We start from the raw sequence: 24,071 nt of genomic DNA on the forward strand, positions 1-24,071 counted from the left end.
GGGTCCCCACCCATTGTGGTTGGGGACCCGGGCTTCTTTGTGCCGCCTTACTGATCCGCCGTGTCGTTCACCAGCCATTCACCTGGCCGCTGTATCTATGATTCGTGGCAACTTCTTCGGTGCTTGAGCGCCGCCTCACTCTGGCCGACGCCGTATTCATTGGACTCGGTTCAATGCTGGGCGCCGGCGTCTTTTCTGTCTTTGCCCCGGCTGCTGCTGTGGCCGGTTCGTGGCTGCCCGTCGCGATCGCCGTTGCAGCGGTCCTCGCGAGCCTCAACGCGCTCTCTACCGCGCAACTCGCCATGGCCTACCCCACCTCGGGTGGGGCCTACGTGTTTGGCCGCACGATGCTGGGCCCGCTCCCCGGCTTCGCCGCCGGTTGGGGGTTCGTTGCGGGGAAGACTGCTTCCACCGCGGCGATTGCGCTCGTGTTCGCCACCTACGTGGCCCCTGGCCACAGCAAACTTGTGGCCCTCGTGGCGCTGGTCGCCGCCTGCTGCATCAACCTCGTGGGGATCACGCGGACGGCTGGCGCTACGCGCCTCCTCGTCCTCCCCGTGCTTGCAGTTCTCATTGTGTTGATCGCCGTCGTGTCTTTCTCGGGACCCAGCGCGTCAACATTATCGACGATCGACTCACTTTCCAGCCCCTTCTCCCCTACCGGGGTGCTTGGTGGGGCGAGCCTGCTGTTTTTTGCCTTTGCTGGATATGCGCGCGTGGCCACCCTGGGCGAAGAGGTCGCTGAGCCACGCCGAACTATTCCGCGGGCAGTTCTCACTGCTCTAGGTATCGTTCTGGCTCTCTACATTGCGCTCGGGTGGCTGCTCGTCCGCGGCCTCTCCATTGGGGGCCTCACTGTGTCCAGCGCGCCGCTGACTGAACTGGCCGAGGCTACCGGGCACAGTTGGCTCTCCCCCGCGCTGCGCATTGCCGCAGCCCTTGCAACGGGCGGCGCGCTGCTTTCACTACTCGCGGGAGTGAGCCGGACAGCCCTGGCCATGGCCCGAAACCGGGACCTGCCCCACTGGTTTGCACACGTCGACTCGCGGTTCCACACGCCAGCCCGAGCGGAGGTGGCGGTGACTGCGGTTGCGTGCGTGCTTGTGCTTCTGCTTGACCCGGTGCATCTGATCGGGGTCTCGTCGCTTGCCGTCCTGTTGTACTACCTGGTGGCGAACCTTTCGGCAGCCAAGCAGATCCTGGATCGCCGTGTCCTTCCGCGCACGCTCTCGCTCGTGGGCGCGTTGGGCTGCGGCGTTCTCGCGCTGAGCGTTCCTCGCACTTCGCTCCTTGTGGGCGCGGCGCTGGTCGGCGTGGGAGTTATTGGCTGGCTCATGCTGGCCCGACCGCGGCGCGAGCAGTCTAGGCGTTAGTTCTTGCCTGCGGCGAGCGCCCTGCGCAGGCGCGTCTCATCAATGCGCCAGAACCCCTGCTGGACGCCATCTACCTCAACCACCGGGACGTACTCGGAGAACTGAGCAACCAGTCCGGGTTCAGAATCGATGTCCACCTCGCTGTAGTTCACGCCGAGTTCCCCCGCCACCCTTTGGACGACCTCGAGCGCGTCCGTGCACAGGTGGCAGCCGACACGTGTGTAAACAGTGATTCGTACGTCCGCTTCGTGCGCGGGTGAGATGAGTCCATCAGCCATGCCGACAATTCTATGTCTGAAGACTAGACTGGTCGGGTGCCCCCGGAAGATACCTCCACAATCATGCCTGCAACCTCAGAATCGGTGCCGCTCCACAGCGACACCAAGGTCGCGGCATTCTTTGACGTGGACAACACGATTATCCGTGGAGCTAGTGCATTCTTCCTGGCCAAGGCGCTCTACCGCGACGGATTCTTCAGCACTCTCGACATCGTAAACTTCGGGCTCAAGCAGCTGAAGTACATGATGGTTGGAGAGAACGCACGGGACATCGACAGCCTCCGAAACCGCGCCCTGTCCATCATGAAGGGCCACTCGGTCGCGCAAGTTGTGGCGATCGGGGAGGATGTCTGGGACGAGGTTCTGCAGAACCGGATCTACCCGGGCACGCAGGCTCTCCTCAATCATCACCTGGCCAAGGGGCACGAGGTGTGGCTCGTGACCGCGACTCCAGCCGAGATCGGCGACCTCATCGCGCACCGCCTCGGAGCCACCGGCGCACTGGCCACGATGGCCGAACACGACCACCAGGGCTTCTACACCGGGAATCTCGAAGGCCCAATGATGCACGGTCCAGTCAAGGCCTCGAGCGCACGGCAACTCGCTGAGGAACACGGCATTGATCTCGAGTCGAGCTACGCCTACGGGGACTCTCTGAACGACAGGCCGCTGCTATCCATCGTGGGAAACCCCTGTGCGATCAACCCCGACAAGAAGCTGCGCCGCCTCGCCCAAGAAGTGGGTTGGCCAACGCGCGATTTCCGGAGCAAGCGCCGAGCAGTTCGGCGGTCTGCCGCCACCGCGAGCCTTTCGGGCGCGGTCTGGGTTGCGAGCATGGTCATTCGCCGCCTGCGCAACAAGGGCAACTGAGCTAACCCGAGAAACAACTCAGGCCCGGTCATTGCTGACCGAGCCTGATAGAAGATACTTAAGAAGATGTTACTTCTTGTTGCGACGCTGGTGACGCGTCTTACGAAGCAGCTTACGGTGCTTCTTCTTTGCCATACGCTTGCGGCGCTTCTTAATGACGGAGCCCATTGCGGTTCCTCACTGTTGTTGTTCTGATCTACGCGTGGAAAAGTCCATCTACTAGCGTACATGGTATCGGGTTGTGCTAAACACCAAAACAGCAAAGACATTCGCCACAATGCGCCATTTTACCAGTGAAGACCTCATGCACGAACTCGTGGCCCTCACCTGCGGTTCAGTGCGCTCGGACTCATCGGGCTGCCCGCCAAATTTGGCTAGATTTCATAACTCAGATCCACGCCCAGGTGAGGGAACACTGCCGTCCGAGTCGCCCGCACGGCACGGTCGATATCTGACTGCGGATCGTAGCCTCGGCCCCAGTCCCTGTAGCTCGCTGGCCCCCAGTCGTCCCCCATGGTCTCGGGAGGCGAGTGGTCGAGGTATTGCCGGATGTACTGGCGCCACTGCGTTGGCGTGTGCACGGCGCATTCGACCTCTTGGTGGACTACCAGTGACAGCACATGTGTCCACATGATTGGCACTACGTCCACGACCGAGTAGCCGCCACCGCCCAGGGCAAGCCACTTCCCGCCACACAGCTCGTGCGCGAGGTCGTGCACGAGTGCGGCGCCCTGCCTCTGCGCGTCGATCGACACGCGCAGGTCTGAGAGTGTATCCAGCGAGTGGGCATCACAGCCGTGCTGCGACACGATAATGTCCGGCTGGAAGGCCCGGGCGACCTCGGGCAAGACCGCGTGCAGTGCGCGGAGCCACTCGCCAGATTCGGTGCGTGCCGGGAGGGCTATATTGACCGCCGTGCCCTGCGCATCGGGTCCCCCAATATCCGTGGGATATCCCGTCCCCGGGAACAGGGTTGCCCCTGACTGGTGGATGGAGAGAGTCAGGACGTCCGGGTCGTTCCAGAACGCCCGTTCAACGCCGTCCCCATGGTGGGCGTCGAGATCGACGTACAACACGCGCCTTGCGCCCGCCTGCTGCAAGAGCTTGATAGCCACTGCGGCGTCATTGTAGATACAGAAGCCCGCGGCCCCCTCGGGCATCGCGTGATGCATTCCGCCGGCTAGGTTGATCGCGTGTTCGGCCTCGCCTCGCCACACCGCCATGGCCGCATCAACGGTGCTTGCAACCATGCGGGACGACGCCTCGTGCATGCCCGGGAAGCTCGGGTTATCCTCCGTGCCAAGCCCGCGGGTCTCGTCCGGCGTATCGTCATCGGACGCCGCATGCACGGCCGCGATGTACTCGGCGGAGTGTACGAGCGCAAGCGTTTCATCAGGAATAAGCCCGGACGAGGCCACCGTAATATCCGCGCCATCTAGGAGGCCCAGCTCCTGCGCGAGACGCATGGTCAGATCGAGCCGAATGGGCGACATCGGGTGTCCAAACCCGAAGTCGTAGTTGAGCAAATCTTTCGACCATGAAAGGAACGCGCGAGACGGCATAGTTCAAACTATCAACTTTCCGTGCAGGCTTATCAAACCGGGACCACCCACTGAGCGGGAGAGGCCGAAGGCCCCGCCCGTACCCAACCGGCCCGCAACCGCCGTGAGCCGGGGCTGGAACCTGCTCTATCGTCGAAAATAAGGTCCGCTCAGCAACTGGGCGGCGGAAAATGACAAAAGCGGCCCCAACCACACACGAAAGCGCGGGAATAGGCGCCAAAAGGTTTAGGCTAGATCAGCGCGGAACACGCGCCATTAGTGGGCAACGAAGGGACGGGACGTGGCGTCGAGCCTCATGCTGCGGCTCTGGTCTGGGCGCGAGTTCATTGACCGGGTCGCCCGGCACTCGCCTGCTCGCCTCGCGCTCGGCGTTTTTGCTGGCGTCATCTGGATCTTCACAGGGCTGCTGTCCCTCCCCGCCGCAACCGCGAGCGGTGAAAGGGCCCCATTTATTGACGCGCTCTTCACTGCCACCTCGGCGGTGTGCGTGACGGGTCTGACCACTGTGCCCACGGGAACTTTCTGGTCGCCGTTCGGGCAGGCCGTGATCTTGATAGGCATTAAGGTCGGTGGCCTAGGTGTCATGACGCTCGCCTCGATCCTTGGGCTCGCCGTATCCCGCCGCATTGGCTTGACCGCCAAACTACTCACTGCATCGGAAACCAAGACCACCCGGCTGGGTGAGGTCGGAAGTCTGGTTCGAGTTGTCGTCATTGCGTCCACCTCCATCGAGCTCGCACTCGCGCTACTGCTTTTTCCTCGGTTTGTGTACTTGAACGAGTCGATCGGCCAGGCGGTCTGGCATTCTGTGTTCTACGCAATTTCAGCCTTTAACAACGCCGGTTTCATTCCCACCGCAGAGGGCCTTGTTCCCCACTACAACGACTGGATGCTGCTCGTTCCAATCATGCTCGGGATGTTTATTGGTGCCCTTGGTTTCCCGGTCATCCTGAACATCGCGCGCCAGCGGCGGCGCTTTTCACGTTGGAACCTGCACGCCAAGCTCACCGTAGTTACGAGTGCGCTCCTGGTTGCAATTGCGTGGGTGTGGTACCTCGCCGCGGAGTGGACGAACCCGCTCACACTTGGCCCGATGGCGTGGCCCGAGAAGGTTTTGTCCGCGGCATTCCTTGGTGTTATGCCCCGTTCTGGCGGACTCTCGACGATTGACATCAATGGGCTGCACGAGGCCAGTTGGCTCATCACTGACGCCATGATGTTTGTGGGTGGCGGATCTGCGTCAACTGCTGGCGGTATCAAGGTGTCCACTCTCGCCGTCCTCATGCTCGCGATTCTCGCGGAGGCACGCGGAGACAAGGACGTGGACAGCTTTGGCCGGCGTATCCCTCGCGACACCCTGCGCCAGGCAGTTGCCGTGACTTTCGTAGGGGCGACGATCGTGTTAGTGGCATCCCTGATCCTGCTGGAGATCACCGGGTTCACGCTGGACGTGATCCTATTCGAGGTCATCTCTGCCTTTGCCACCGTAGGATTGTCCACCGGCATTACAGCAAGTATTCCCACCACAGGTCAGTACGTTCTGGTTGTTCTGATGTTTGTGGGCCGTGTAGGTACGATGACTTTGGGCGCGGCACTCGCATTGCGCAGCCGCCGCCGGGTCATTCGACTCCCTGAAGAAAGGCCTGTCATTGGCTAGTGACGACGTCGAAGAAATCCTGAAGCAGGAGCAACACGCTTTCACCAGTAGCGCCTACCTGAACAGGGCGGCCCGTGGGGTGGCGCGCTCACGCCGTGGTGCGGATACCAAGAAGGATGCCGGTGTTCTGGTCATTGGGCTCGGACGTTTCGGTAGTTCCATCGCACTGACCCTGGACCGCCTCGGCCAAGAAGTTTTGGCCGTGGAGAAGAACCCCCAACTGGTTGCACAGTACTCTGACAGGCTGCCCATCGTGGAGGCGGACTGCACTAACCCGGACGCGCTCGAGCAGCTGGGTGTGCGGGACTACTCGGTGGTCGTTGTTGGTGTGGGTACAGCGCTTGAGGCGTCGGTATTGATCACCGGCAACCTCGTGGACGTTGGAACCCCGCAGATCTGGGCTAAGGCGATCTCAGCGGAGCACGGACGGATTCTGCAGCGTATCGGCGTGCACCACGTGGTCTTCCCCGAGTTTGACGCGGGTAACCGCGTGGCGCACCTGGTGTCGGGCAAACTCATGGACTATATCGAGGTTGAGGACGGCTTCACCATTGTGAAGATGCGTCCGCCTAAGGAGACCCAGGGCTTCACCATTGAGCAGTCGCGCGTGCGTGAGAAGTACGGTGTGACGATCATTGGTGTGAAATCGCCGGGCATGGACTTCGTGTACGCGGACGCAAACACGCGTATTTCGGCGAATGACTTGATTGTGGTGAGTGGGCACTCGGAGTTGCTCGAGCGCTTCGCTGCACGTCCGTAGGCTCGAGAAATCGCAGGACGGAGTCCTAGTGATTTTCGAGCCGCAGGACGTGCAGCGACAATAAGTACAGCTGCACGTCCGTAGGGCAAATCGCAGCAGGACGGAGTCCTAGCGGAGATTTGTCCGCAGGACGTGCAGCGACAATAAGAACAGCTGCAAGACCATAGGACACTCGAGAGTAGGACGAAGCCCCCCACCCCGCGCAACCAGCCGCTGGAACTCAGCTCGATCGTCGAGAATAATCAAAAACGAGGCGGGCCCCACGCACTGCGTGGGGCCCGCCTCGTTGTGTACTGCGTGGATCAGCGGGTGCCGGCGCGACGCTTGTTGTAGACGTCGAAGGCGACTGCGAGGAGCAGGATGAGACCCTTGACGATCTGCTGGACGGACTGGTCGATGCCGAGGATGGACATACCGTTCGACATGACACCCATGATCAGACCACCAACCATGGCGCCGATGACGGTTCCGATACCACCGGTGACTGCTGCTCCACCGATGAAGCAGGCGGCGATGGCGTCGAGCTCGAACATGTTACCGGCTGCTGGCTGCGCGCCACCGGAACGCGATGAGAACACGACACCGGCGACTGCGGCGAGGAAGCTCATGTTGACGAAGATGAAGAAGTTGACCCACTTGACCTTCACACCGGAGAGCTGTGCTGCTGCGAGGTTTCCACCGATTGCGTAGACGTGGCGACCGAACACGGTGCGCTGGGTGACTACGGAGTACGTGACGATGAGGATCGCGAGGATGATCAGCACGATGGGGAGGCCACGTGCATGTGCGATCTGCCAAGCGAACGCCATGGTGATGACGGCGACTGCGGCGATCTTGGCGATGAACAGCGGCATGGACTCTACGGTCTGCTGGTATGCAATGCGTGCCTGGCGTGAACGCCACTGCATGACGGCGAAGGCTGCTGCGCCAATTGCGAAGACGATCAGGGTGAACGCGTCGTAGCCGTTTCCGCCAAGGAGGCCGTTCAGGAAACCACCTGCGATGTTCTTGTACGACTGGTCGTAGACGGAGATCGAGATGTTCTGGAGGACCAGGAGGGTCAGACCGCGGAACAGGAGCATTCCGGCCAGGGTTGTGATGAACGCTGGGATTCCAACGAACGCGACCCAGTATCCGTGCCACGCACCGATGAGGATACCGGTTGCGAGTGCTGCTGCTACACCGACCCACCAAGGCATACCGTGGGTTTGGATGAGCACAGCCGCGACTGCACCCGTCAGTGCCACCACGGATCCGACCGAGAGGTCAATGTGACCGGCGATGATCACGATGACCATTCCGATCGCGAGGATCAGGATGTAGGAGTACTGCAGGACCAGGTTGGTCAGGTTGTTCGGCTGCAGCAGGGTGCCGCCGGTCAGGATCGTAAAGAGGATTACGATCGCGGCAAAAGCGATGTAGATACCGCTCTGACGCAAGTTGCGCGTGAGTAGGCTAACGAGCCCGCTGGTTTCAGACATCGTTGTCAGTCCTTTACCTTAGTCATGAGTTCCATAAGATTTTCTTGCGTTGCATCGTCACGGTCGATGCAGCCGGTGATGCGTCCTGCTGAGAGCGTGTAAATGCGGTCGCAGATGCCGAGCAGTTCAGGGAGCTCGGACGAAATCACGAGGACGGCCTTGCCCTGGTCGGCGAGCGCGTTGATGATCGTGTAGATCTCGTACTTCGCGCCGACATCGATACCACGGGTTGGTTCGTCAAGGATCAGCAGTTCTGGGTCGGTGAACATCCACTTCGACAGAACGACCTTCTGCTGGTTTCCACCAGACAGTTTACCTACGAGCGCGTGCACGTTCGGGGTCTTGGTGCGCAACTGCCTGCGGTAGTCTTCCGCGACCTTGAGTTCCTCGTTGGCGTTGACCATTCCGCGCTTGGAGATCTTGCCCAGCGCCGCAGAAGTGGTGTTCGTCTTGATGTCTTGGATGAGGTTCAAGCCATAGTGCTTGCGGTCCTCGGATACGTATGCGATTCCCGCGTTGATGGCGTCCGCAACCTGCTTGAGCTGGACTGGTTTGCCGTGCATGGCCACTTGGCCAGTGATCTTGGAGCCGTAGGAGCGTCCAAAAACGCTCATGGCGAGTTCGGTGCGTCCGGCACCCATGAGGCCAGCGATTCCGACGATCTCACCGCGGCGGACATTGAGAGCGGCGTTGTCCACGATTACGCGATCCTGCTGCGTGGGGTGGTAGACGGTCCAGTCCTTGATGGAGAAGATCTCTTCGCCGATGGTTGGGCTGTGGTCCGGGTAGCGGTTCTCGAGCGAGCGTCCCACCATGCCACGGATGATGTGGTCCTGGGTGACGCTCTCATCCATGTGCAGGGTCTCGATGGTCAGTCCGTCACGGATGATGGTGGTCGAGTCTGCGATGTCTACGATCTCGTTGAGCTTGTGGGAAATCATGATGCACGTGATTCCCTGGCCCTTGAGGTGGCGGATCAGGTCGAGCAGGTGAGCCGAGTCTTGGTCGTTCAGCGCAGCGGTGGGCTCGTCCAGGATGAGGAGCTTCACGCGCTTGGAGAGCGCCTTTGCGATTTCGATGAGCTGCTGCTTGCCAACACCAAGTTGTCCAACTGGCGTTACTGGGTTTTCGTCGAGTCCCACACGAGCCAGCAGCTTTGCGGCTTCAGCGTTGGTCTTGTGCCAGTCAATAAGTCCATTCGTCTTTTGCTCGTTGCCTAGGAAGATGTTCTCGGCTACGGAAAGGAATGGAACGAGTGCCAGTTCTTGGTGAATGATGACGATGCCGCGCTCTTCCGAATCGTTGATTGATCCGAATGACTCGATCTGTCCATCGAAGTAAATGTCGCCCGTGTAGGTACCGTGTGGATAAACGCCCGAGAGCACCTTCATCAAGGTGGATTTTCCCGCACCGTTTTCGCCACAGATCGCGTGGATTTCTCCTCGCTTAACGTTGAGCGTCACGTCCTCCAGCGCTTTCACGCCAGGAAAGGTCTTGGTGATGGAGCGCATCTCTAGGATGTTCTCACTCATGCTGCCTGTCCCTCCTTCAATTTGGTAGGCCAGCTGTGGTCCAAGTGTGACTAAAGGTCTGGCTGCAACTTTGCGCCCGGCCCGAGATCCAGGACTGGATCCGCGTTTCCCCCCCTTCTAGTAGAGGGGGTGGTGATCCCGTCTCTGGGATCTCGATCCCTTGCGGGATCGTTTGCCTTGCGGGGTCTAGACCCCGTGGGGCGACCCCATTGAGGGGCCCGTGTGGGTCAGGGTGGGGCGACGCGCGCCCCACCCTGAGTGTTCAACTGCTAGATGAGCCAGTCGAAACTAGTTGGCTCAGTTGCCGCCCTTGTCGACCTGCTCCTGGGTGAAGTAACCCGAGTCAATGAGCAGTGGCTTGATGTCGTCCTTGAACACGATGTCGGATTCGAGGAGGAACGAAGGTACTACCTTCACGCCGTTGTCGTAGGTCTTGGTGTCGTTCGCCTCTGGCTCCTTACCGTTGAGGTAGTCGGTAGCTGCGAGTACGGACTGTGCGGCGAGCTTGCGGGTGTCCTTGAAGATGGTCGAGGACTGGATGCCGTCGTTGATGAGCTTGACGGATGCAATCTCTGCGTCCTGTCCGGTGATGACTGGCATTGCATTGTCTGCGTAGCCTACGCCGCGGAGTGCGGTGATGATTCCGCGGGAGATGCCGTCAAACGGAGAGAGAACTCCGTGGACCTTCTCGGACTGGTAGGTCGAAGCGAGGAGGTTGTCCATGCGCTTCTGTGCCTCGTCCTGGCTCCAACGCTGGATTGCAACCTGGCCGAACTCGGTCTGACCGGATGCAACCTTGAGGGTGCCGGCGTCAATGAATGGCTTGAGTGTGTCAACCGCGCCGTTGAAGAAGAACGTTGCGTTGTTGTCGTCTGGCGAACCAGCGAAGAGCTCGATGTTGAATGGTCCCTTTTCGCCGGTCTCCTTGCCGTCTGCGTCTACCAGGCCAAGGCCACGGAGGAGAGCGGTTGCCTGCTGGACACCTACGCTGTAGTTGTCAAAGGTGACGTAGAAGTCGACGTTCTCGTTGCCGTTGATGAGGCGGTCGTAGGCAATGACGGGGATGTTTGCAGCTCCCGCTGCGTCGAGCTGCGTGGAGAGTGCGGTTCCGTCGATCGAGGCAATGATCAGGGCGTCAACACCCTGTGCGACCATCTGGTCGATCTGCTGCTGCTGCTTTGGAATGTCGTCGCCAGCGAACTGGAGCTCAACCTTGTAGCCAGCCTCTTCGAGGCCCTTCTTGACGGCGTCGCCGTCTGCGATCCAACGCTCGGAGGTCTGAGTTGGCATTGCAACACCGACGGTCTTCTGCTCGCCATCTCCGGTTGCGCCTCCGTTCGAGCCTTCGTTGGAGCCGGATCCGGCGCCGCCGCCGGAGCACGCTGCGAGGGTTAGGGAGAGGGTAAGTCCCGCGGCAATTGCGGAAAGCTTCTTGCTGATCATTTCTCCTCCTTGAGAATCTGGGGTGCGATCAGTAGTGCAGGGTGGTGAGGAGTGCGCTTGTTGGCGCGCAGCCGTTCGGTTTCGATACGGGAATCGAGTGTGGAGCGACTGTGCTTTCCTCGAAGACGAACTCTTCTTTGAGACACCTATAGCGTGCCCTGCTTCACACCCTTGAGTCAACTTCTTGAACTCAATAAATGATTACGGTTCGATAACGCACTTCTACGCGCCCGTTATACACCGTATACACACCTATGGATTCAGGGCAGATTTTCGACGATCCTGCGCACTTTCCAGCGCGCGCTTGCGCATTTACGCAGATAGTTGGCCCAAAGGTCAACAAGCCGGACCGTTTTCTACCACCCTCGGCGTTGCGTTCATAGATTTAAGGGCTGAATTCAGGTTGCCTAAACTCAAGCCCTTCGCGCCGCTCAGAATTGGACATTTCCCGCGCCCGGCGATCCATCGCCGAGGCCCGTGCCAGGTTTTCTCCCGCACCAAGAAGGACGCCCCGCTCACAGAGCGGGGCGTCCCGAGCCCAAAGCGTCTCACCACCCTGGGGCTATTGGTGGTTCTACCAACTAGGAAACCTAGTCGACCGAACCCTTGTCTACGTTAGCCTGCGTGTAGTAACCAGAGTCAATCAGCAGCGAGCTGTAGTTGTCCTTGGTGACCACATCGGACTCAAGCAGGAACGATGGAACGGTGACCACGCCATTGTCGTAGGTCTCGGTGTCGTTCGTCTCCGGAGCCTTGCCCTCAAGCAGGTCCTTGGCCGCCTGTACCGACTGTGCAGCCAGTTTGCGGGTGTCCTTGAAGATGGTGGAGTACTGCAGTCCCTCGTTGATCATCTTGACCGAGGCGATCTCAGCGTCCTGTCCGGTGACCGGAGGCATCGAAGCTGCGTCGTAGCCACCATTCTGCATTGCGGTGATTGCGCCGCGAGCCAGGGCGTCGTTTGAGGCGAGCACACCGTGGATCTTGTCATTCTGGTAGCTCTTGGCAATCAGGTCGTCCATGCGGGACTGGGCCTTGGCCTGGTCCCATCCCTGGGTTGCCACCTGACCGAACTCAGACTGCCCCGACTTCACCACGAGCGTGCCGGCGTCGATGTGCGGCTTGAGCACGCTCATCGCACCGTTGAAGAAGAAGCCTGCGTTGTTGTCATCGGGCGAGCCAGCGAACATTTCAATGTTGAATGGCCCCTTCTCCCCCGTCTCCTTGCCGTCGGCATCCACGATGCCCAGCGCGGTCAGGAGTGAGGTGCCTTGCTGAACGCCCACGTTGAAGTTGTCAAAGGTGACGTAGAAGTCCACGTTCTTGTTTCCGGTCAGCAAGCGGTCGTAGGCGATGACCGGGATGTTTGCGGCTTCAGCCGCGTCGAGCTGCGTGGACAGAGCCGCGCCGTCAATCGATGCGAGGATCAGGACGTCCACGCCCTTGGTGATCATTTGGTCGATCTGTTCCTGCTGGGTCGGGATGTCGTTTCCGGCGTACTGGAGCTCGACCTTGTAGCCCGCTTCCTCGAGGCCTTCACGCACGGCCTTGCCGTCGTTGATCCAACGCTGCAGCGTCTGCTCCGGCATTGCAACACCAACTGTCTTCTGCTCATCCGAGCCACCAGACCCCGCACCCTCGTCGGTTCCGCCACCTGCACCGGAGCCTCCGCATGCCGCCAGGGATAGGGCCAGTGCGGCGATGGATGCTGTTGCAAAAAGCTTTCTCATGAGAATCCTCCACGTTGAGTTTCGTTTGATTTCACGGTCCGGCTCCCGTCAGCCACGACCCTGATGCTTCATTATCGCGACATGCCGTGTATATTTGTCAAGCACTTGAACTATTACCCCTCGACGGCCGGTTTCCTGCGCTCGGAGAACGAACTCCGCGGCGCCGCACGGCCATCTCAGCGCGCCCACCGCGCACCATCACGAGTGGGATGACTAGCGTGAATCGTCGACAATCTGGACACACACATGGCCTGCGCCCTGCCAACGGCAGGACACAGGCCATGTGTCTTTCGCCCCTGCGGGGCGCTCATTTACCACGATTGACTCACCCACCATGCCCCTCCCTGCGGGTGGGTGGTTACGTCCTACCTGCCAACCGGGATCTGGTGCCGCCAGCGCCTTCCCCTAGGCAGCGAGATCAGACCCGCCGCAGGCCGCAGGCACTCACGCGAGGTCGAGTGCGATCGTGACGTAGGAGTGTGCTGGGAGGGTGACCTCCAACGCGTCGCCGTCCACCGTGAAGCCCTCGAACGCTACCGGAGCAACTGCCTCTGGGTGCGCTGGCGAGTTGTGGTCCGCGATTTCTGTCGAGGTGAGCAGGCGCGCCTCGCCCACAGTCCAGTCACGTCCGCGCAGGTCAATGCGGATGGTGCGGGCCTCATCGAGGTGCACGTTGGATAGGGACAGGAGCGAGCTTGCGCCATCCTCAGCAACCGAGGCGGATGCCGAAACCACGTTGAAGCGCTTGTCCGCAGCCTCCATGCGCTCGCGCTGACCGCGGAACGACACATCGAGTGCAAGGGCGTCGTGGTGTGCGGTGTTCATCTCGAACACGTGGTAGGTCGGGGTCAGCACAAGTGCGCCGGTGTCTGGGTCCGTGAGGATCATCGCCTGCAAAACGTTGACGGTCTGCGCAATGTTCGCCATGACTAGGCGCTCTGCGTGACGAGTGAAGATGTCGAAGTGTGTGGACGCAACCAGAGCGTCTCGCATCGTGTTCTGCTGGTACAAGAAGCCCGGGTTGGTACCTTCTTCAACCTGCCACCAGGTGCCCCACTCGTCCAGAACCAGACCGATGGTCTTGCATGGGTCATAGTGGTCCATGATCGTGGAGTGGCGGGTCAGCAGGGTGTCCACGTGCTGCGAGTTCGCCATGGTGCGGTAGTACTCGTCCTCCGTGAAGGTGAGGGCCTTGCCCTTGTTCTCCCACTCGCGGGTCATCGTGTAGTAGTGCAGAGAGATGGCCTGATAGGGGCTCATCACGTTCATGGAGTTGCAGGACACACAACCCACGGACTTCATGAGTGTCTCGGTCCAGTGGAAGTCATCCACGTTCGGTCCGCCCGCAATACGGTAGAGCTTGTTGTCGCCGTGGTCGCGGCAGAACGTGGAGTACTGGCGGGCAAGGTCAGCGAACTGCTCCACGCGCATGTTTCCGCCGCAGCCCCAGTTCTCGTTGCCGACGCCCCAGAACGGAACCTTCCACGCCTTGTCGCGGCCGTTCTTGCGGCGCAGCTCAACCATGGGTGAGTCGTCGTCGCGGGTCATGTACTCAACCCACTGGCTCATTTCCTGCACGGTTCCCGAGCCCACGTTACCGGCGATGTACGCGTCGGCGCCCAGCATTTCGCACAGGTCCATGAACTCGTGGGTGCCAAAGTGGTTGTTCTCCACCACGTTGCCCCAGTGCGAGTTGACCATCTTCGGCCGGTTCTCGCGTGGGCCAATACCATCCTGCCAGTGGTACTCGTCTGCAAAGCAGCCGCCCGGCCATCGCAGGTTGGGGATGTTGAGCTTCTTGAGTGCCTCGACAACGTCGAGGCGGATGCCGCGCTCGTTCGGGATCTCGGAGTCCTCGCCCACCCAGAAGCCGCCGTAGATACAGCGTCCGAGGTGCTCGGCGAAGTGTCCGTACTGGTGCTTGGAGATCTTCGCGCCCGGAAGATCGAGGTTGATGACTGCAGATGCGGTCTCGGTAGCCATGGGGTTTCCTTCGTTGGAAGTTGCTGGACTAGGTCCGGTTTGTAAATCGATTTACAACGCTACTGTAAATCGATTTACAATGTCCAGTGAGTCGTCGATAATTTTTCGTGTGGGGCGCTGGCGCCCCACCTCATTTCCGACGATCGACCTCCTGACCAGATCCACATTCCTGACAGCACTAGGGGCTTTGATGTTGGCTTTTCCACTGTCCGCAGTGACCCTCACAGACGGGCCGTTCCGAGCGGCGCAGGACACGGGGCTCACCTACGTCCTGAGCCTCGACCCGGACAGGCTCCTCTCCCCCGTACTGCGAGAGGCCGGCCTGCAACCGCGGGCGCGCAGCTACGGCAACTGGGAGGACTCGGGGCTCGACGGGCACACCCTCGGGCACGTGCTTTCGGCCCTCTCCGCGCACTGGGCAGCAACCCGGGACGAGCGTGCGCTGGAGCGGCTCACCTATCTGGTGGCAGAGATCGCCCGCGCTCAAGCCCACCTCGGCACGGGGTATGTGGGTGGCGTCCCGCACGGCGTCGAGCTCTGGGAGCGAATCGCGGGCGGGAAAGTGGAACCGGACTCGTTTGGGCTGAACGGCGCGTGGGTCCCTTGGTACAACCTGCACAAGCTGTTCGCCGGACTCATTGACGCGAACAGGAGCGCGGGTTCTGCGCTGGCGCTCGAGGTCGTGACCAGACTCGCCGACTGGTGGGTCGACATAGCCCGCCCCATGAGCGATGAACTGTTCGAGGCGATGCTACGGACCGAGTTCGGCGCCATGAACGCCTCCTACGCGGACTTGTTCGAGCTGACGGGCAACCCCGAGTACGCGGTCATGTCCAAGCGGTTCACGGACCTGGCACTGTTCTCGCCGTTGGCCGCGGGCGAGCACCCGCTCCCCGGGATGCACGCAAACACCCAGATAGCCAAGGCCTTTGGGTATGCGCGGGTGGCCCGCACGAGCAACGATCCCGCGTACTTGGGTGCGGCGCGCGCCGCGTGGTCGCTCGTGGCCAACCGCCACACGTTCGCGTTCGGCGGCAACTCGATGCGCGAGCACTTCACCGCCGCGCTCGGCGAGGCATTCGGGTCCGAGCAGGGTCCCGAGACCTGCAACACCTACAACATGCTGCGCCTGACCACCGAACTTTTGGCCGCACCCCAACCCGGCGGTGCCCCCTCATCAGGCAACGGCGTATTACTCGACTTTTACGAACGCGCGATGTTCAACCACATCCTCTCGTCCACCCACCCAGAGACCGGTGGGCTCGTGTACTTCACTCCCGTGCGCCCAGACCACTACCGCGTGTACTCACAATCGCAGGAGTGCTTCTGGTGCTGCGTGGGCACCGGCATGGAAAACCACGCTCGCTATGGCGAGCTGATCTATGGCCGCGAGGGCGATGCGATTACCGTGAACCTGCAGGTGGCCTCCCGTCTTCGCGCGGACGATCTGGACCTCGAGCTGGAACAGCTCACCACGGCGCTGACCTCGGACTCGATTGAGATTGTCATACACAGGGCGCCGGCCACACCCGTGGACATTGCCGTGCGCATACCGTGGTGGGCTGAGGAGTCCGGCGGCTCCTCCTCCACCGTCCGCACCTTTTCCCGCACCTGGCAGCCCGGCGACCGCGTCTCGATCCCACTGACCAAGCGCCTGACAACCCACACGACCCCAGCCTCCCACCGGGCGGCGGAGGGGGCTGGGACCAGCGCTATCGTCGAAAATCTGGAGTGGGTTGCGTTCCAGCACGGCCCAGCCGTGCTGGCCGCCCGCGGCGGCCAGCAAGACCTGGACGGCCTAATTTCCGACGATTCACGCATGGGCCACGTCGCCTCCGGTCCGCTGCACCCTCTTGCTGAAACCCCGATTGTTTTCGATGTGGACTCGGCTGTGCTGTCGGAGGACGGGAACGAGGTTTCCGTGACAGCCGCCGACGGGCGCACAGTCGAGTTGGAGCCGTTCTGGCAACTCCATGACGCGCGCTACACCATGTACTTCCCACTCGCATCGGACCAGACTCCGGCCAACGTACTGGACGTCCTCAAGCGAGTGGACCGTGCAACCCCGCAACTTTCCGCCAATCTGATTGACCAGATTGCCACAGGTGAGCAGCAGCCCGAGTCAGACCACGGCTTCAACGGCACGGATTCGGCGGCCCGCACTGACGGCACAATCAGGTGGCGCGAGGCCACCGGTCACTTCGAGTACACGCTCCGCACCGGCGGCCAGGTCCCTGGGTCGCTCGTGATCGTGGCGTCGCAGCAGGAGACCGCGAGCGCTGTGCGCGTTGTGCTCGGTGGGAGCGGCGCGCAGGGCGTCGCCGGGAGCGAAACCGAGGGCGGAGCCGACGTTGGAGTGATCTCGATGGAAGCCCGCGCGCTGGAGAGTGAGCCCGCCCGCGAGTTCACTTTTGACCTTATGGACGTTGCCACCAGGTGGGCGGGCGCGTCCGAACTTTCAATCCGGTTCCAGTCGGTCGGATGCTCAGGTCTGACGCCGCGAATCCACGGGATCCGACTGTTGAGGTAGCACGGCAGATAACCTTGCAGGAAAGCATCCGTGCACCTCGCATCGAAAGGACTCTCACCATGGGATGGTTTACACGGCGCAAGGCCGAGGCACCCACAGTGCCCGGCGTTCCCTTTGTCTTCCTAGTTGAAGACCTGTTTATCATCACCGGCCGGGGGCAAGTGTTCACGGGGAAAGTTGAGTCTGGCACGATCGCGGTGGGCCAGCGCGTCAACGTGAACGTCTCCGGACACAACTTCCCCGCCGTGGTCTCGGGACTGGAGAAGTTTGCCGAGAAGGCCACTGCCGCGAGCGCCGGCGAGGTCGTGGGCGTGCTGCTGAAGGGCCTCGATCCCGAGGCAGTTCCCCGCGTCACGCTGGGCAGCGATAACTACATCGACGCCTCGGCCATCAAGAACATTCAGATTACGCAGGCCTAACAGCCAATATCTCCAATAAGGACCGCCCGTGAATAACGAACACAGATCGCCCGTCACTATCTCTGACGTGGCGCGGGCTGCTGGTGTCTCCACGGCCTCGGTGTCCTCGGTTATCAACGGGCGGGCGCGGGTGAGCGCAACAACCAAGGAACGCATTCTCGCCGCTATCAACGAGTTGGGCTACCAAATCAACCCCACGGCCAGGATGCTCCGGGCCGGGCGCACCGACGCAATAGGTTTGGTGGTTCCAGAACTCAACCAGCCCTACTTCGGCCAACTCGCAACGCACCTCGCGGACCAGCTGGGCCCAATGGGTAAACACCTCGTGGTGCAGCGCTCGGGCGGCAGCAGGGAGCAGGAACTTGCGGCGGCGTCGTTTGCGCGCTTGAGGATGTATGACGGCGTCATCATCTCGGTTGTAGGGCTCGATCCGCAGGAACTCGAACGCTTGGGATTCTCCACCCCCGTGGTCCTGATCGGTGAGCGCTCGGGCGAGCAACGGTTCGACCACATTGCCATGGACAACCAGGGCGGAGCCGCCACCGCCGTGCGGCACCTCGTAGAGCACGGCGCGCGGCGCATCGCGCTCCTTGGCGGTGACTTGCACGGCGGAATCGACATGTCCACGCTGCGTACCGCCGGATATGTGGCGGAACTTCGCGCCTGCGGGCTCGAGGTGGACGAACGCCTCGTCGTGCCCATGCCGATGTTCGACCGTGAATCGGGCCACCGCGCGGTCCACAGCCTCGCAGCGGATGGTGTTCCCTTTGACGCCGTGTTCGCCATGACGGACGTAGTTGCTCTGGGTGCGCTCCGGGCGCTCTCCGAGCTTGGTCTGCGCGTCCCTGAGGACGTCCAGGTGGTTGGCTTCGACAACATCACCGAGTCCGCGTACTCAACACCTGCGCTCACCAGCATCGACCCCAACAAACCTGAAATCGCGCGCACCGCGCTCTCCCTGTTGATGGAACGCATCGATTCCGAGCGTGCCGCAAACCCGGGTGACCTGCGGCTGGAACCCAGGGAGATCGTCGTAAATACGAGTCTTGTACACCGGGAGAGCACTCGCGCCTAGCGCGCGCACCCACCACCCACGCGACCTTGTACCTCTGACGGTGAGACTGACCCTCTAAGGCACAATCTCGCGGTGAAAGGTACAAGGTCGGGGGGTAACTGCGCGGGCGCAACGGAGTCACGCAAGCGCAGGGCAAGCGGTGTGGCGATTAGCGCGCAGCCAATGCCGCCACATCCTGTGGCGAGAGCGCGCTGTCCCATACGGTTAGCTCGTCCACCGAGCCCTGGAACGGCGCGTCCCACCAGTTCACGCCAATACCGAACTGACTGGTTGCGCCCGTGAACACGTCAGGGAACCCGCTTCCGCTGAACCCGAGAGCGCCGTTGACGTAGACCTCGATCGTGCCCTTGTCCACGACAAGCATGAAGTGGCTCCAATCCCCAATCGGCAGGTTTACACCGGACCCGGCGTCGTACCATGTGGTACCCGACCACACCATGGCGTTGCCGCCCACGCCATCGTGTCCGCGAGGCACAATGCTTACCCACGATTCCGTGGTGGCTGCTCCAAAGAATGCGGACGTGTAACTTGTTAGCTCTTCTGGTCGGAGCCACATGCCCACGGAGTAGGTGTCGCTGGAGATCAGGCCATCGGGCAACTTCACACCGCTCTTACCATCAAGAGATAGTGCCTGCCCCTTCACACCATCCGTTACAAACCGTGCCGGCGCTCCGGCCTGGTCGAGACGCGTTCCGGTCGGCGCCCCCTCAGCCTGGGTGCCTGTTGCCTCTGCGAGGTCTCCCTCGAATGACCACTGCGCGCCCAGTACCCCAGCAGTACGAGGGAGAACGGTAAGACTGAACGTCCGAGTCACCGAGTACGAACCATTCGTGATGGTCGCGGTGAGCGTGGCAGTGGCGGAGGGCTCGCCCACCGCCGGCCGAGTGACTGAACCGTCCGTCCGCACCGCGGCGGGATCGGAACTGGCCCACGTGATCGTGGTTCCGCTCGTTCCGGTGACGGGGAGGGTCAGGTTTCCGGTGACCTGAGTGGTGTTGCCAAGATCGATGGCGTCAGCCACAGCGTTCACAGCTTCCTTCGCCCCGAGCACCTCGACCTGGCGCCCAAGCAGCGCTCGCCCCTCATCCGAGAGGACCGAGAACCCGGTGCTCCACTCCTCAAACTGAGGATCCCAGATTGGCGTGAACACACCCTCGTAGGAGGTTCCATCGATAATAAGCTCGGCGTCGTGCTGTGAGGTGAGTTTCCACTTGCCAGTAACGGCACCGGAGATCTTGCCGTTCGTCTCCAAAATGATGTCTTGGGAGGTGATGACGCTCCGGTTGATGCTGGTACCCATGTCCACCATCTGCCAGGTGCCTTCGACGTCTGCACGGAACACCTTGCCGGCGGTCTCCCCCGCGTAACGCATCGGGGAAATTACTGGCCAGTCGTCCTTGTTATAGAAGATCTGTTGTGCGCGTACCTCGTGGTTCTCGCCAAGACCCGGAAAACGCGAGTGGAAGATGAGGAAGTCCTGGCCGGTCTGTGGATCTTCGTACCACGAGTTGTGGCCGGGAGAAACATAGCCAACGCCAAGTTCTGAGCTTTCAGTGCTTGTGCTGCCAGCAGAGGCACGCTCATCCCCAAGTTCCCGAGTGAACAGGTAGCTTCCCATCAGCTTCACTCCAAATGGTTCGATCGAAGCGTCATCAAACAGCGGAAGTGTGGGGTCGGACTTGACCGTAGCCATGTCCACGCCGTTTGCGTCGAGGTATGGCCCATCCGGAGACTTTGAGCGGGCAACGCGCATGTTGTATCCACCAGTCGAGTCCAGTCCGCCGAACGATGTGTACATGTAGTAGTAGCCCGTGTCCGCGTTGTACTGGATGACTGGTGCCTCGATACGGCTGTGGTTTCCACCAAGAAGGTGCTTCCCATAGCCTTGGCCCTCAATTGGTAGGCCCGTCTCCGCGTCCATCTCCACAATGAAGATTCCGCCAGAGTACGAGCCGTACACCATCCAGAGTTTTCCATTGGCGTCGAAGAAGGCGTCGGGGTCCACCGCGTTGGGGTGCTTGAGTGCGTCGTAAACCTCGCCCTCGTTCTCTGACTCTTGGCCCCACATGCCAGACTTCAGCAGAATGCCTTGGTCCTTGTACGGACCGTCCACGGTTTTTGCAATGGCGAGCCCGAGCGCGGAGCGCGGGGAATCGCCCTTGCACGCGTTGTAGTACATGGCGAAGGTGCCATTCGGGAGCTCGATGACATCGGAAGCCCACAGGGTGTCACTCTGAGCCCAGTCAAACGTTTCTTTGAGTTCCTCGTAGATGTCCTCGAACAGTTGGTTCTGGCGGTCCTGAGACAGGTCCACAGTGTTCTGTGTCCAGTTCAGCAGATCAGTGGTGTGCGCGGACGCGCCGTGTGATCCGAACACCCAAATATCGTCTCCGCTGGTCACAACGGACGGGTCGTGAACCGTCACGTTGGTGAAGGTTGGGGTATCGAGGTCCTGCGAGGGCGGCTTAGCCCCAGCAGGCGCCGCCACCGCGAGAGCGCTGAGCGTGAGGGCACCCGCAAGAGTACTCCCGAGCGCGGTTCGTATGGTGCGTCTTTGCATCTGAACTCCTGTTGCTTTGTTGAGTTGTTTTACTGCTCTGGGCTACCGGTTTCTTCGGTGTCCAGTTCGGCCGCCGTGAATGCCACGGGCCAGCCGTCCTCGTTCCACGCAAGTTCGCGCAGGCCAAGTTGGAACATCCCGCCCTGGTCCACGGCGTAGTAGTGGAACGCGAGGATGTCTTTGTCGCCCACACGCGCAACGGACTGCCCGCCCGGACCCACGATGTTTCCGGTGGCTGACAACACGGGCGTGCCACCATCGTCGAGCAGGGAGACGCCGTTCGCGTCGACGTATGGTCCGCTCGCGCTCGTGGAGCGGCCAACCGCCATGTTGTAGGTGGAATCGAGCGCCTTGCAGCACGAGTCTCGGGAGAAGAACAGGTAGTAGTACTCATCCTTCTTGTAAATGAATCCGGCCTCGATTGGGTTCACAGATGAACCACGGTCGGCCACCTGTACGGGCTCCACGCCCGAGGCCGCGAGCGGATCATCACTCACCTTGTCTTGCCCCGGCAGTTTCCCCGAAGGCCACTCGAGCGGCACCATGTACAGCCCGTCCCAGAACGATCCGTAGACCATCCACGGGTTACCTTCCTCGTCCTCGGTGATACCCGGGTCAATCGCGTTGAAGGGGCTCTTCCACGTGGAGCGCAGCACCTCGCCCTGGTCCACCCACCGGTAGTCCGGGCTGTCCACGTCCAGCGTAGTGTTGGTGTACAGGCCGATCAGGCTCGTGTTGGAGCCGAATGTGGAGGCCGAGTAGTACATGTAAAACGTGCCGTCGTGCTCGTAAACTTCGGGCGCCCAGAAGTTGTCGACTCCCTCGATGAGTTGGCGCGACCAGTACGGCTCGTCGGCCGCAGTCCACGCTGGGCCGATCTTCTCCCAGGTCCTACCCTGGTCCGTTGACCGCCGCACCAGCGGCGACCCCAGCCCCACCGCGCCGTCGCCCGTGGAATAGACATACCAGACATCGTCTTGGGCACTGTCCGTGCCCAGATTATCGACGATTAACGCAGGATCGTGGGTATCTATCGACCCGCTGACCTCTATTTCCGTAGCGGCTGGCGCCGCTGTGCCGCACGCTGTCAGGCCGAACAGCACTACCACGGCAGTCAGCGCTGCGACGACAGGCCTGGCGGTGCACCAAGCCCACCGAGTTTCAAGGTTCATGAGATCACCAGGTGGCGCACACCGTGAGCTGGAACGTTCGTCACAATGTGCGGGTACGGGTGAGTGCTGTTGCGCCCAGCCACCTCAACATCTAGGTCATGCCAGACGTCCCGCGCCGACACCTTTACGGAGCTCGGCCGGCCCAGGTCCGCAAGGTCGAGGACTAACTGGGCTGGATCGTCGGAGATGTTGAATAGGGCCACGTACTGGAGTTCACCCTCACGGTACGGGGTCGCCCACAGACGCTTACCCGGCTCCGCAAGGAGCTGGGTGGCCCCAGGAGCGGATCGGAACATCTCCATCAGCGCAGGGTTGGTGAGGAGCTCGATGGTGTGCGGTCCGGAGGAGGGCAGATCGCCACCAAACATGAGTGGGGACTTGGCAAGAGTCCATAGCGACATGAGGGTGCGCTGCTCATCCAAGGTGAGGCGTGTTTCGCGCGGCTCCCCTCGTTCGGCGCGAATACCGATGCGTCCGAGCGGAAGCATGTCGGCATCCGCCCAGGATCCGGCACGCTGGCGCGGAGCCCACTGGGCGAGGCGGTCGAACTGGTCGCGCACATCCTCCCAGCGGTCCCACAGGTCATCCGAGATCCGCCACATGGTGGCGTGCTCGGCGAGGTAGGCGTGGCGCTCGAGCGACACGTGCGTGCCAGGCGAGAGACTGAGCGCGATGCTGCGGCCACTGCGTTGGATGGCTCGGGCGTAGGCTGCGATTTCCGCAGCATGGAAGGGCGCGAGCATGTCGTCGATCTTGATGAAGTCGACGCCCCAACTGGCAAACTGCGCCACCTGGGAGTCGTAGTAGGCCTGAGCGCCGGGGTGTTCGTGGTTCAGCCCAAAGTTATCTGAGTTCCACGGGCAGGTTGAGCCCTGGTCGGCGATGTCCCCCGCGGTGTACTGCGTACCGAACACTGGCAGGTTTGCCTCGACTGCTCGGCGCGGGATTCCTCGCATCACGTGCAGGCCAAACTTGAGTCCGAGCTCATGGACTTGGGAGGCCAGTCGGGTGAAGCCGGCATTGCCGGCGTCTCCCAGCTCAGCCGAGGGGAAGCGGGACGGTACGGGCAGTTGGCGACCAAAATCGTCGAGAAGCACGTGAGCATTGTCGTTGTAGCCACCGGCGCGGGCATTGGGTTCGTACCACTGGATGTCTACGACCACGGTGTCCCAGCCGAAGGGCAGGAGGTGGCGCGCCATGAACTTGGCGTTTGCGAGGACCTCGTCTTCAGTCACGGTGGTGCCGTAGCAGTCCCACGAGTTCCAGCCCATTGGCGGTGTAGCGGGGATAGTTGGTGGGTTCACCACGTGGCTCCTTTGCACAGCGAGAATGCGGGACCTTTGGGAACCCCGCACGTTTCTACAACGATGTAGAGTTGATTATTGCGTCAGCCGAGGCGGCCCGTCAAGGCCGCCATCCGCAAGATTATCGAAATCGATTGTTACGATTCTCCATCGATGTAAAATAGTTGCGTCGAACCTCTTGACCGGATGTGAATGGGCATGTAACTCTATTTCCATCGATGTAGAAACTCGAATCGATGACGATTCATCGGCCGGTCGCTACGAGGTGTGCACTAAGGCACACACCCACCTGGGCAAGACGTGCACCGCACTTCTCCCGCCAGACTGAGTCGATCGAGATACGGA

At 61.3% G+C, this 24,071-nt stretch carries 18 protein-coding genes; 7 read left to right on the forward strand and 11 right to left on the reverse strand.

What is annotated here, in order from left to right:
* The first annotated feature begins 104 nt into the window (after window positions 1-104).
* Window positions 105-1,373 carry an APC family permease gene (locus HGSM_RS00845; RefSeq protein ID WP_019146842.1) on the forward strand — a complete coding sequence of 423 codons (1,269 nt, stop codon included), beginning with the start codon at window positions 105-107 and terminating at the stop codon, window positions 1,371-1,373.
* On the opposite strand, the gene HGSM_RS00850 is transcribed toward HGSM_RS00845, so the two are convergent.
* Window positions 1,370-1,651, reverse strand: a complete 282-nt coding sequence (locus HGSM_RS00850) for a glutaredoxin family protein (RefSeq protein ID WP_019146843.1) — start codon at window positions 1,649-1,651, stop codon at window positions 1,370-1,372. The two genes, HGSM_RS00845 and HGSM_RS00850, sit on opposite strands and share 4 nt — an antisense overlap.
* 36 nt (window positions 1,652-1,687) lie before the next feature.
* Between HGSM_RS00850 and HGSM_RS00855 the strand changes: the two genes are divergently transcribed.
* Complete coding sequence (locus HGSM_RS00855) at window positions 1,688-2,521, forward strand: HAD family hydrolase (RefSeq protein WP_230197457.1); 834 nt, start codon at window positions 1,688-1,690, stop codon at window positions 2,519-2,521.
* A gap of 69 nt (window positions 2,522-2,590) precedes the next feature.
* Here HGSM_RS00855 and HGSM_RS13970 read toward each other — a convergent pair whose 3' ends face one another.
* Window positions 2,591-2,689 (reverse strand): 30S ribosomal protein bS22, encoded by a 99-nt coding sequence (locus HGSM_RS13970; RefSeq protein WP_003792170.1) that lies wholly within the window; start codon window positions 2,687-2,689, stop codon window positions 2,591-2,593.
* A 206-nt stretch (window positions 2,690-2,895) separates the two neighbouring features.
* Complete coding sequence (locus HGSM_RS00860; RefSeq protein ID WP_326549997.1) at window positions 2,896-4,014, reverse strand: acetoin utilization protein AcuC; 1,119 nt, start codon at window positions 4,012-4,014, stop codon at window positions 2,896-2,898.
* A 364-nt stretch (window positions 4,015-4,378) separates the two neighbouring features.
* Here HGSM_RS00860 and HGSM_RS00865 point away from each other — a divergent pair, with 364 nt between their 5' ends.
* Both HGSM_RS00865 and HGSM_RS00870 read left to right on the forward strand, forming a co-directional pair.
* Entirely contained in the window at window positions 4,379-5,740 is a 1,362-nt protein-coding gene (locus HGSM_RS00865; protein WP_195891343.1) for a TrkH family potassium uptake protein, read from the forward strand.
* A gap of 79 nt (window positions 5,741-5,819) precedes the next feature.
* Window positions 5,820-6,500, forward strand: a complete 681-nt coding sequence (locus HGSM_RS00870; RefSeq protein ID WP_040594380.1) for a potassium channel family protein — start codon at window positions 5,820-5,822, stop codon at window positions 6,498-6,500.
* 302 nt (window positions 6,501-6,802) lie between these two features.
* Here HGSM_RS00870 and mmsB read toward each other — a convergent pair whose 3' ends face one another.
* The 5 genes from mmsB to HGSM_RS00895 form a co-directional block, all read right to left on the reverse strand.
* The gene (gene mmsB / locus HGSM_RS00875; RefSeq protein ID WP_019146848.1) at window positions 6,803-7,981 is read right to left on the reverse strand and encodes a multiple monosaccharide ABC transporter permease; all 1,179 of its coding nucleotides are present in this window, start codon (window positions 7,979-7,981) and stop codon (window positions 6,803-6,805) included.
* Window positions 7,982-7,986: 5 nt separating this feature from the next.
* Window positions 7,987-9,513, reverse strand: coding sequence for a multiple monosaccharide ABC transporter ATP-binding protein (mmsA, locus tag HGSM_RS00880; protein WP_019146849.1), 1,527 nt, complete (start codon window positions 9,511-9,513; stop codon window positions 7,987-7,989).
* 297 nt (window positions 9,514-9,810) lie between these two features.
* On the reverse strand, window positions 9,811-10,956 hold the full coding sequence (gene chvE, locus HGSM_RS00885; protein ID WP_019146850.1) for a multiple monosaccharide ABC transporter substrate-binding protein: 1,146 nt from the start codon (window positions 10,954-10,956) through the stop codon (window positions 9,811-9,813).
* Window positions 10,957-11,546: 590 nt separating this feature from the next.
* The gene (chvE, locus tag HGSM_RS00890) at window positions 11,547-12,683 is read right to left on the reverse strand and encodes a multiple monosaccharide ABC transporter substrate-binding protein (RefSeq protein WP_019146851.1); all 1,137 of its coding nucleotides are present in this window, start codon (window positions 12,681-12,683) and stop codon (window positions 11,547-11,549) included.
* A gap of 444 nt (window positions 12,684-13,127) precedes the next feature.
* Window positions 13,128-14,666: an alpha-N-arabinofuranosidase gene (locus HGSM_RS00895; RefSeq protein ID WP_019146852.1), complete on the reverse strand. Its 1,539-nt coding sequence runs from the start codon at window positions 14,664-14,666 to the stop codon at window positions 13,128-13,130.
* 214 nt (window positions 14,667-14,880) lie between these two features.
* Here HGSM_RS00895 and HGSM_RS13975 point away from each other — a divergent pair, with 214 nt between their 5' ends.
* From HGSM_RS13975 to HGSM_RS00910, 3 genes are read left to right on the forward strand one after another with little or no spacing between them, the layout of a single operon-like run.
* Complete coding sequence (locus HGSM_RS13975; protein ID WP_230197458.1) at window positions 14,881-17,196, forward strand: beta-L-arabinofuranosidase domain-containing protein; 2,316 nt, start codon at window positions 14,881-14,883, stop codon at window positions 17,194-17,196.
* Window positions 17,197-17,255: 59 nt separating this feature from the next.
* Complete coding sequence (locus tag HGSM_RS00905; RefSeq protein WP_019146854.1) at window positions 17,256-17,615, forward strand: EF-Tu/IF-2/RF-3 family GTPase; 360 nt, start codon at window positions 17,256-17,258, stop codon at window positions 17,613-17,615.
* 28 nt (window positions 17,616-17,643) lie between these two features.
* Window positions 17,644-18,690 (forward strand): LacI family DNA-binding transcriptional regulator, encoded by a 1,047-nt coding sequence (locus tag HGSM_RS00910; RefSeq protein ID WP_051009542.1) that lies wholly within the window; start codon window positions 17,644-17,646, stop codon window positions 18,688-18,690.
* Window positions 18,691-18,838: 148 nt separating this feature from the next.
* Here HGSM_RS00910 and HGSM_RS00915 read toward each other — a convergent pair whose 3' ends face one another.
* From HGSM_RS00915 to HGSM_RS00925, 3 genes are read right to left on the reverse strand one after another with little or no spacing between them, the layout of a single operon-like run.
* Window positions 18,839-21,250, reverse strand: a complete 2,412-nt coding sequence (locus HGSM_RS00915) for a family 43 glycosylhydrolase (RefSeq protein WP_019146856.1) — start codon at window positions 21,248-21,250, stop codon at window positions 18,839-18,841.
* Window positions 21,251-21,279: 29 nt separating this feature from the next.
* Window positions 21,280-22,422, reverse strand: coding sequence for an arabinan endo-1,5-alpha-L-arabinosidase (locus HGSM_RS00920; protein WP_019146857.1), 1,143 nt, complete (start codon window positions 22,420-22,422; stop codon window positions 21,280-21,282).
* The gene (locus HGSM_RS00925) at window positions 22,419-23,726 is read right to left on the reverse strand and encodes an alpha-galactosidase (RefSeq protein ID WP_326549999.1); all 1,308 of its coding nucleotides are present in this window, start codon (window positions 23,724-23,726) and stop codon (window positions 22,419-22,421) included. The genes HGSM_RS00920 and HGSM_RS00925 overlap by 4 nt, the downstream gene beginning before the upstream one ends.
* Window positions 23,727-24,071: the final 345 nt, after the last annotated feature.

Origin of the sequence: Timonella senegalensis JC301, assembly GCF_000312125.1 — a bacterium.
Taxonomy (GTDB): Bacteria; Actinomycetota; Actinomycetes; order Actinomycetales; family Cellulomonadaceae; genus Timonella; species Timonella senegalensis.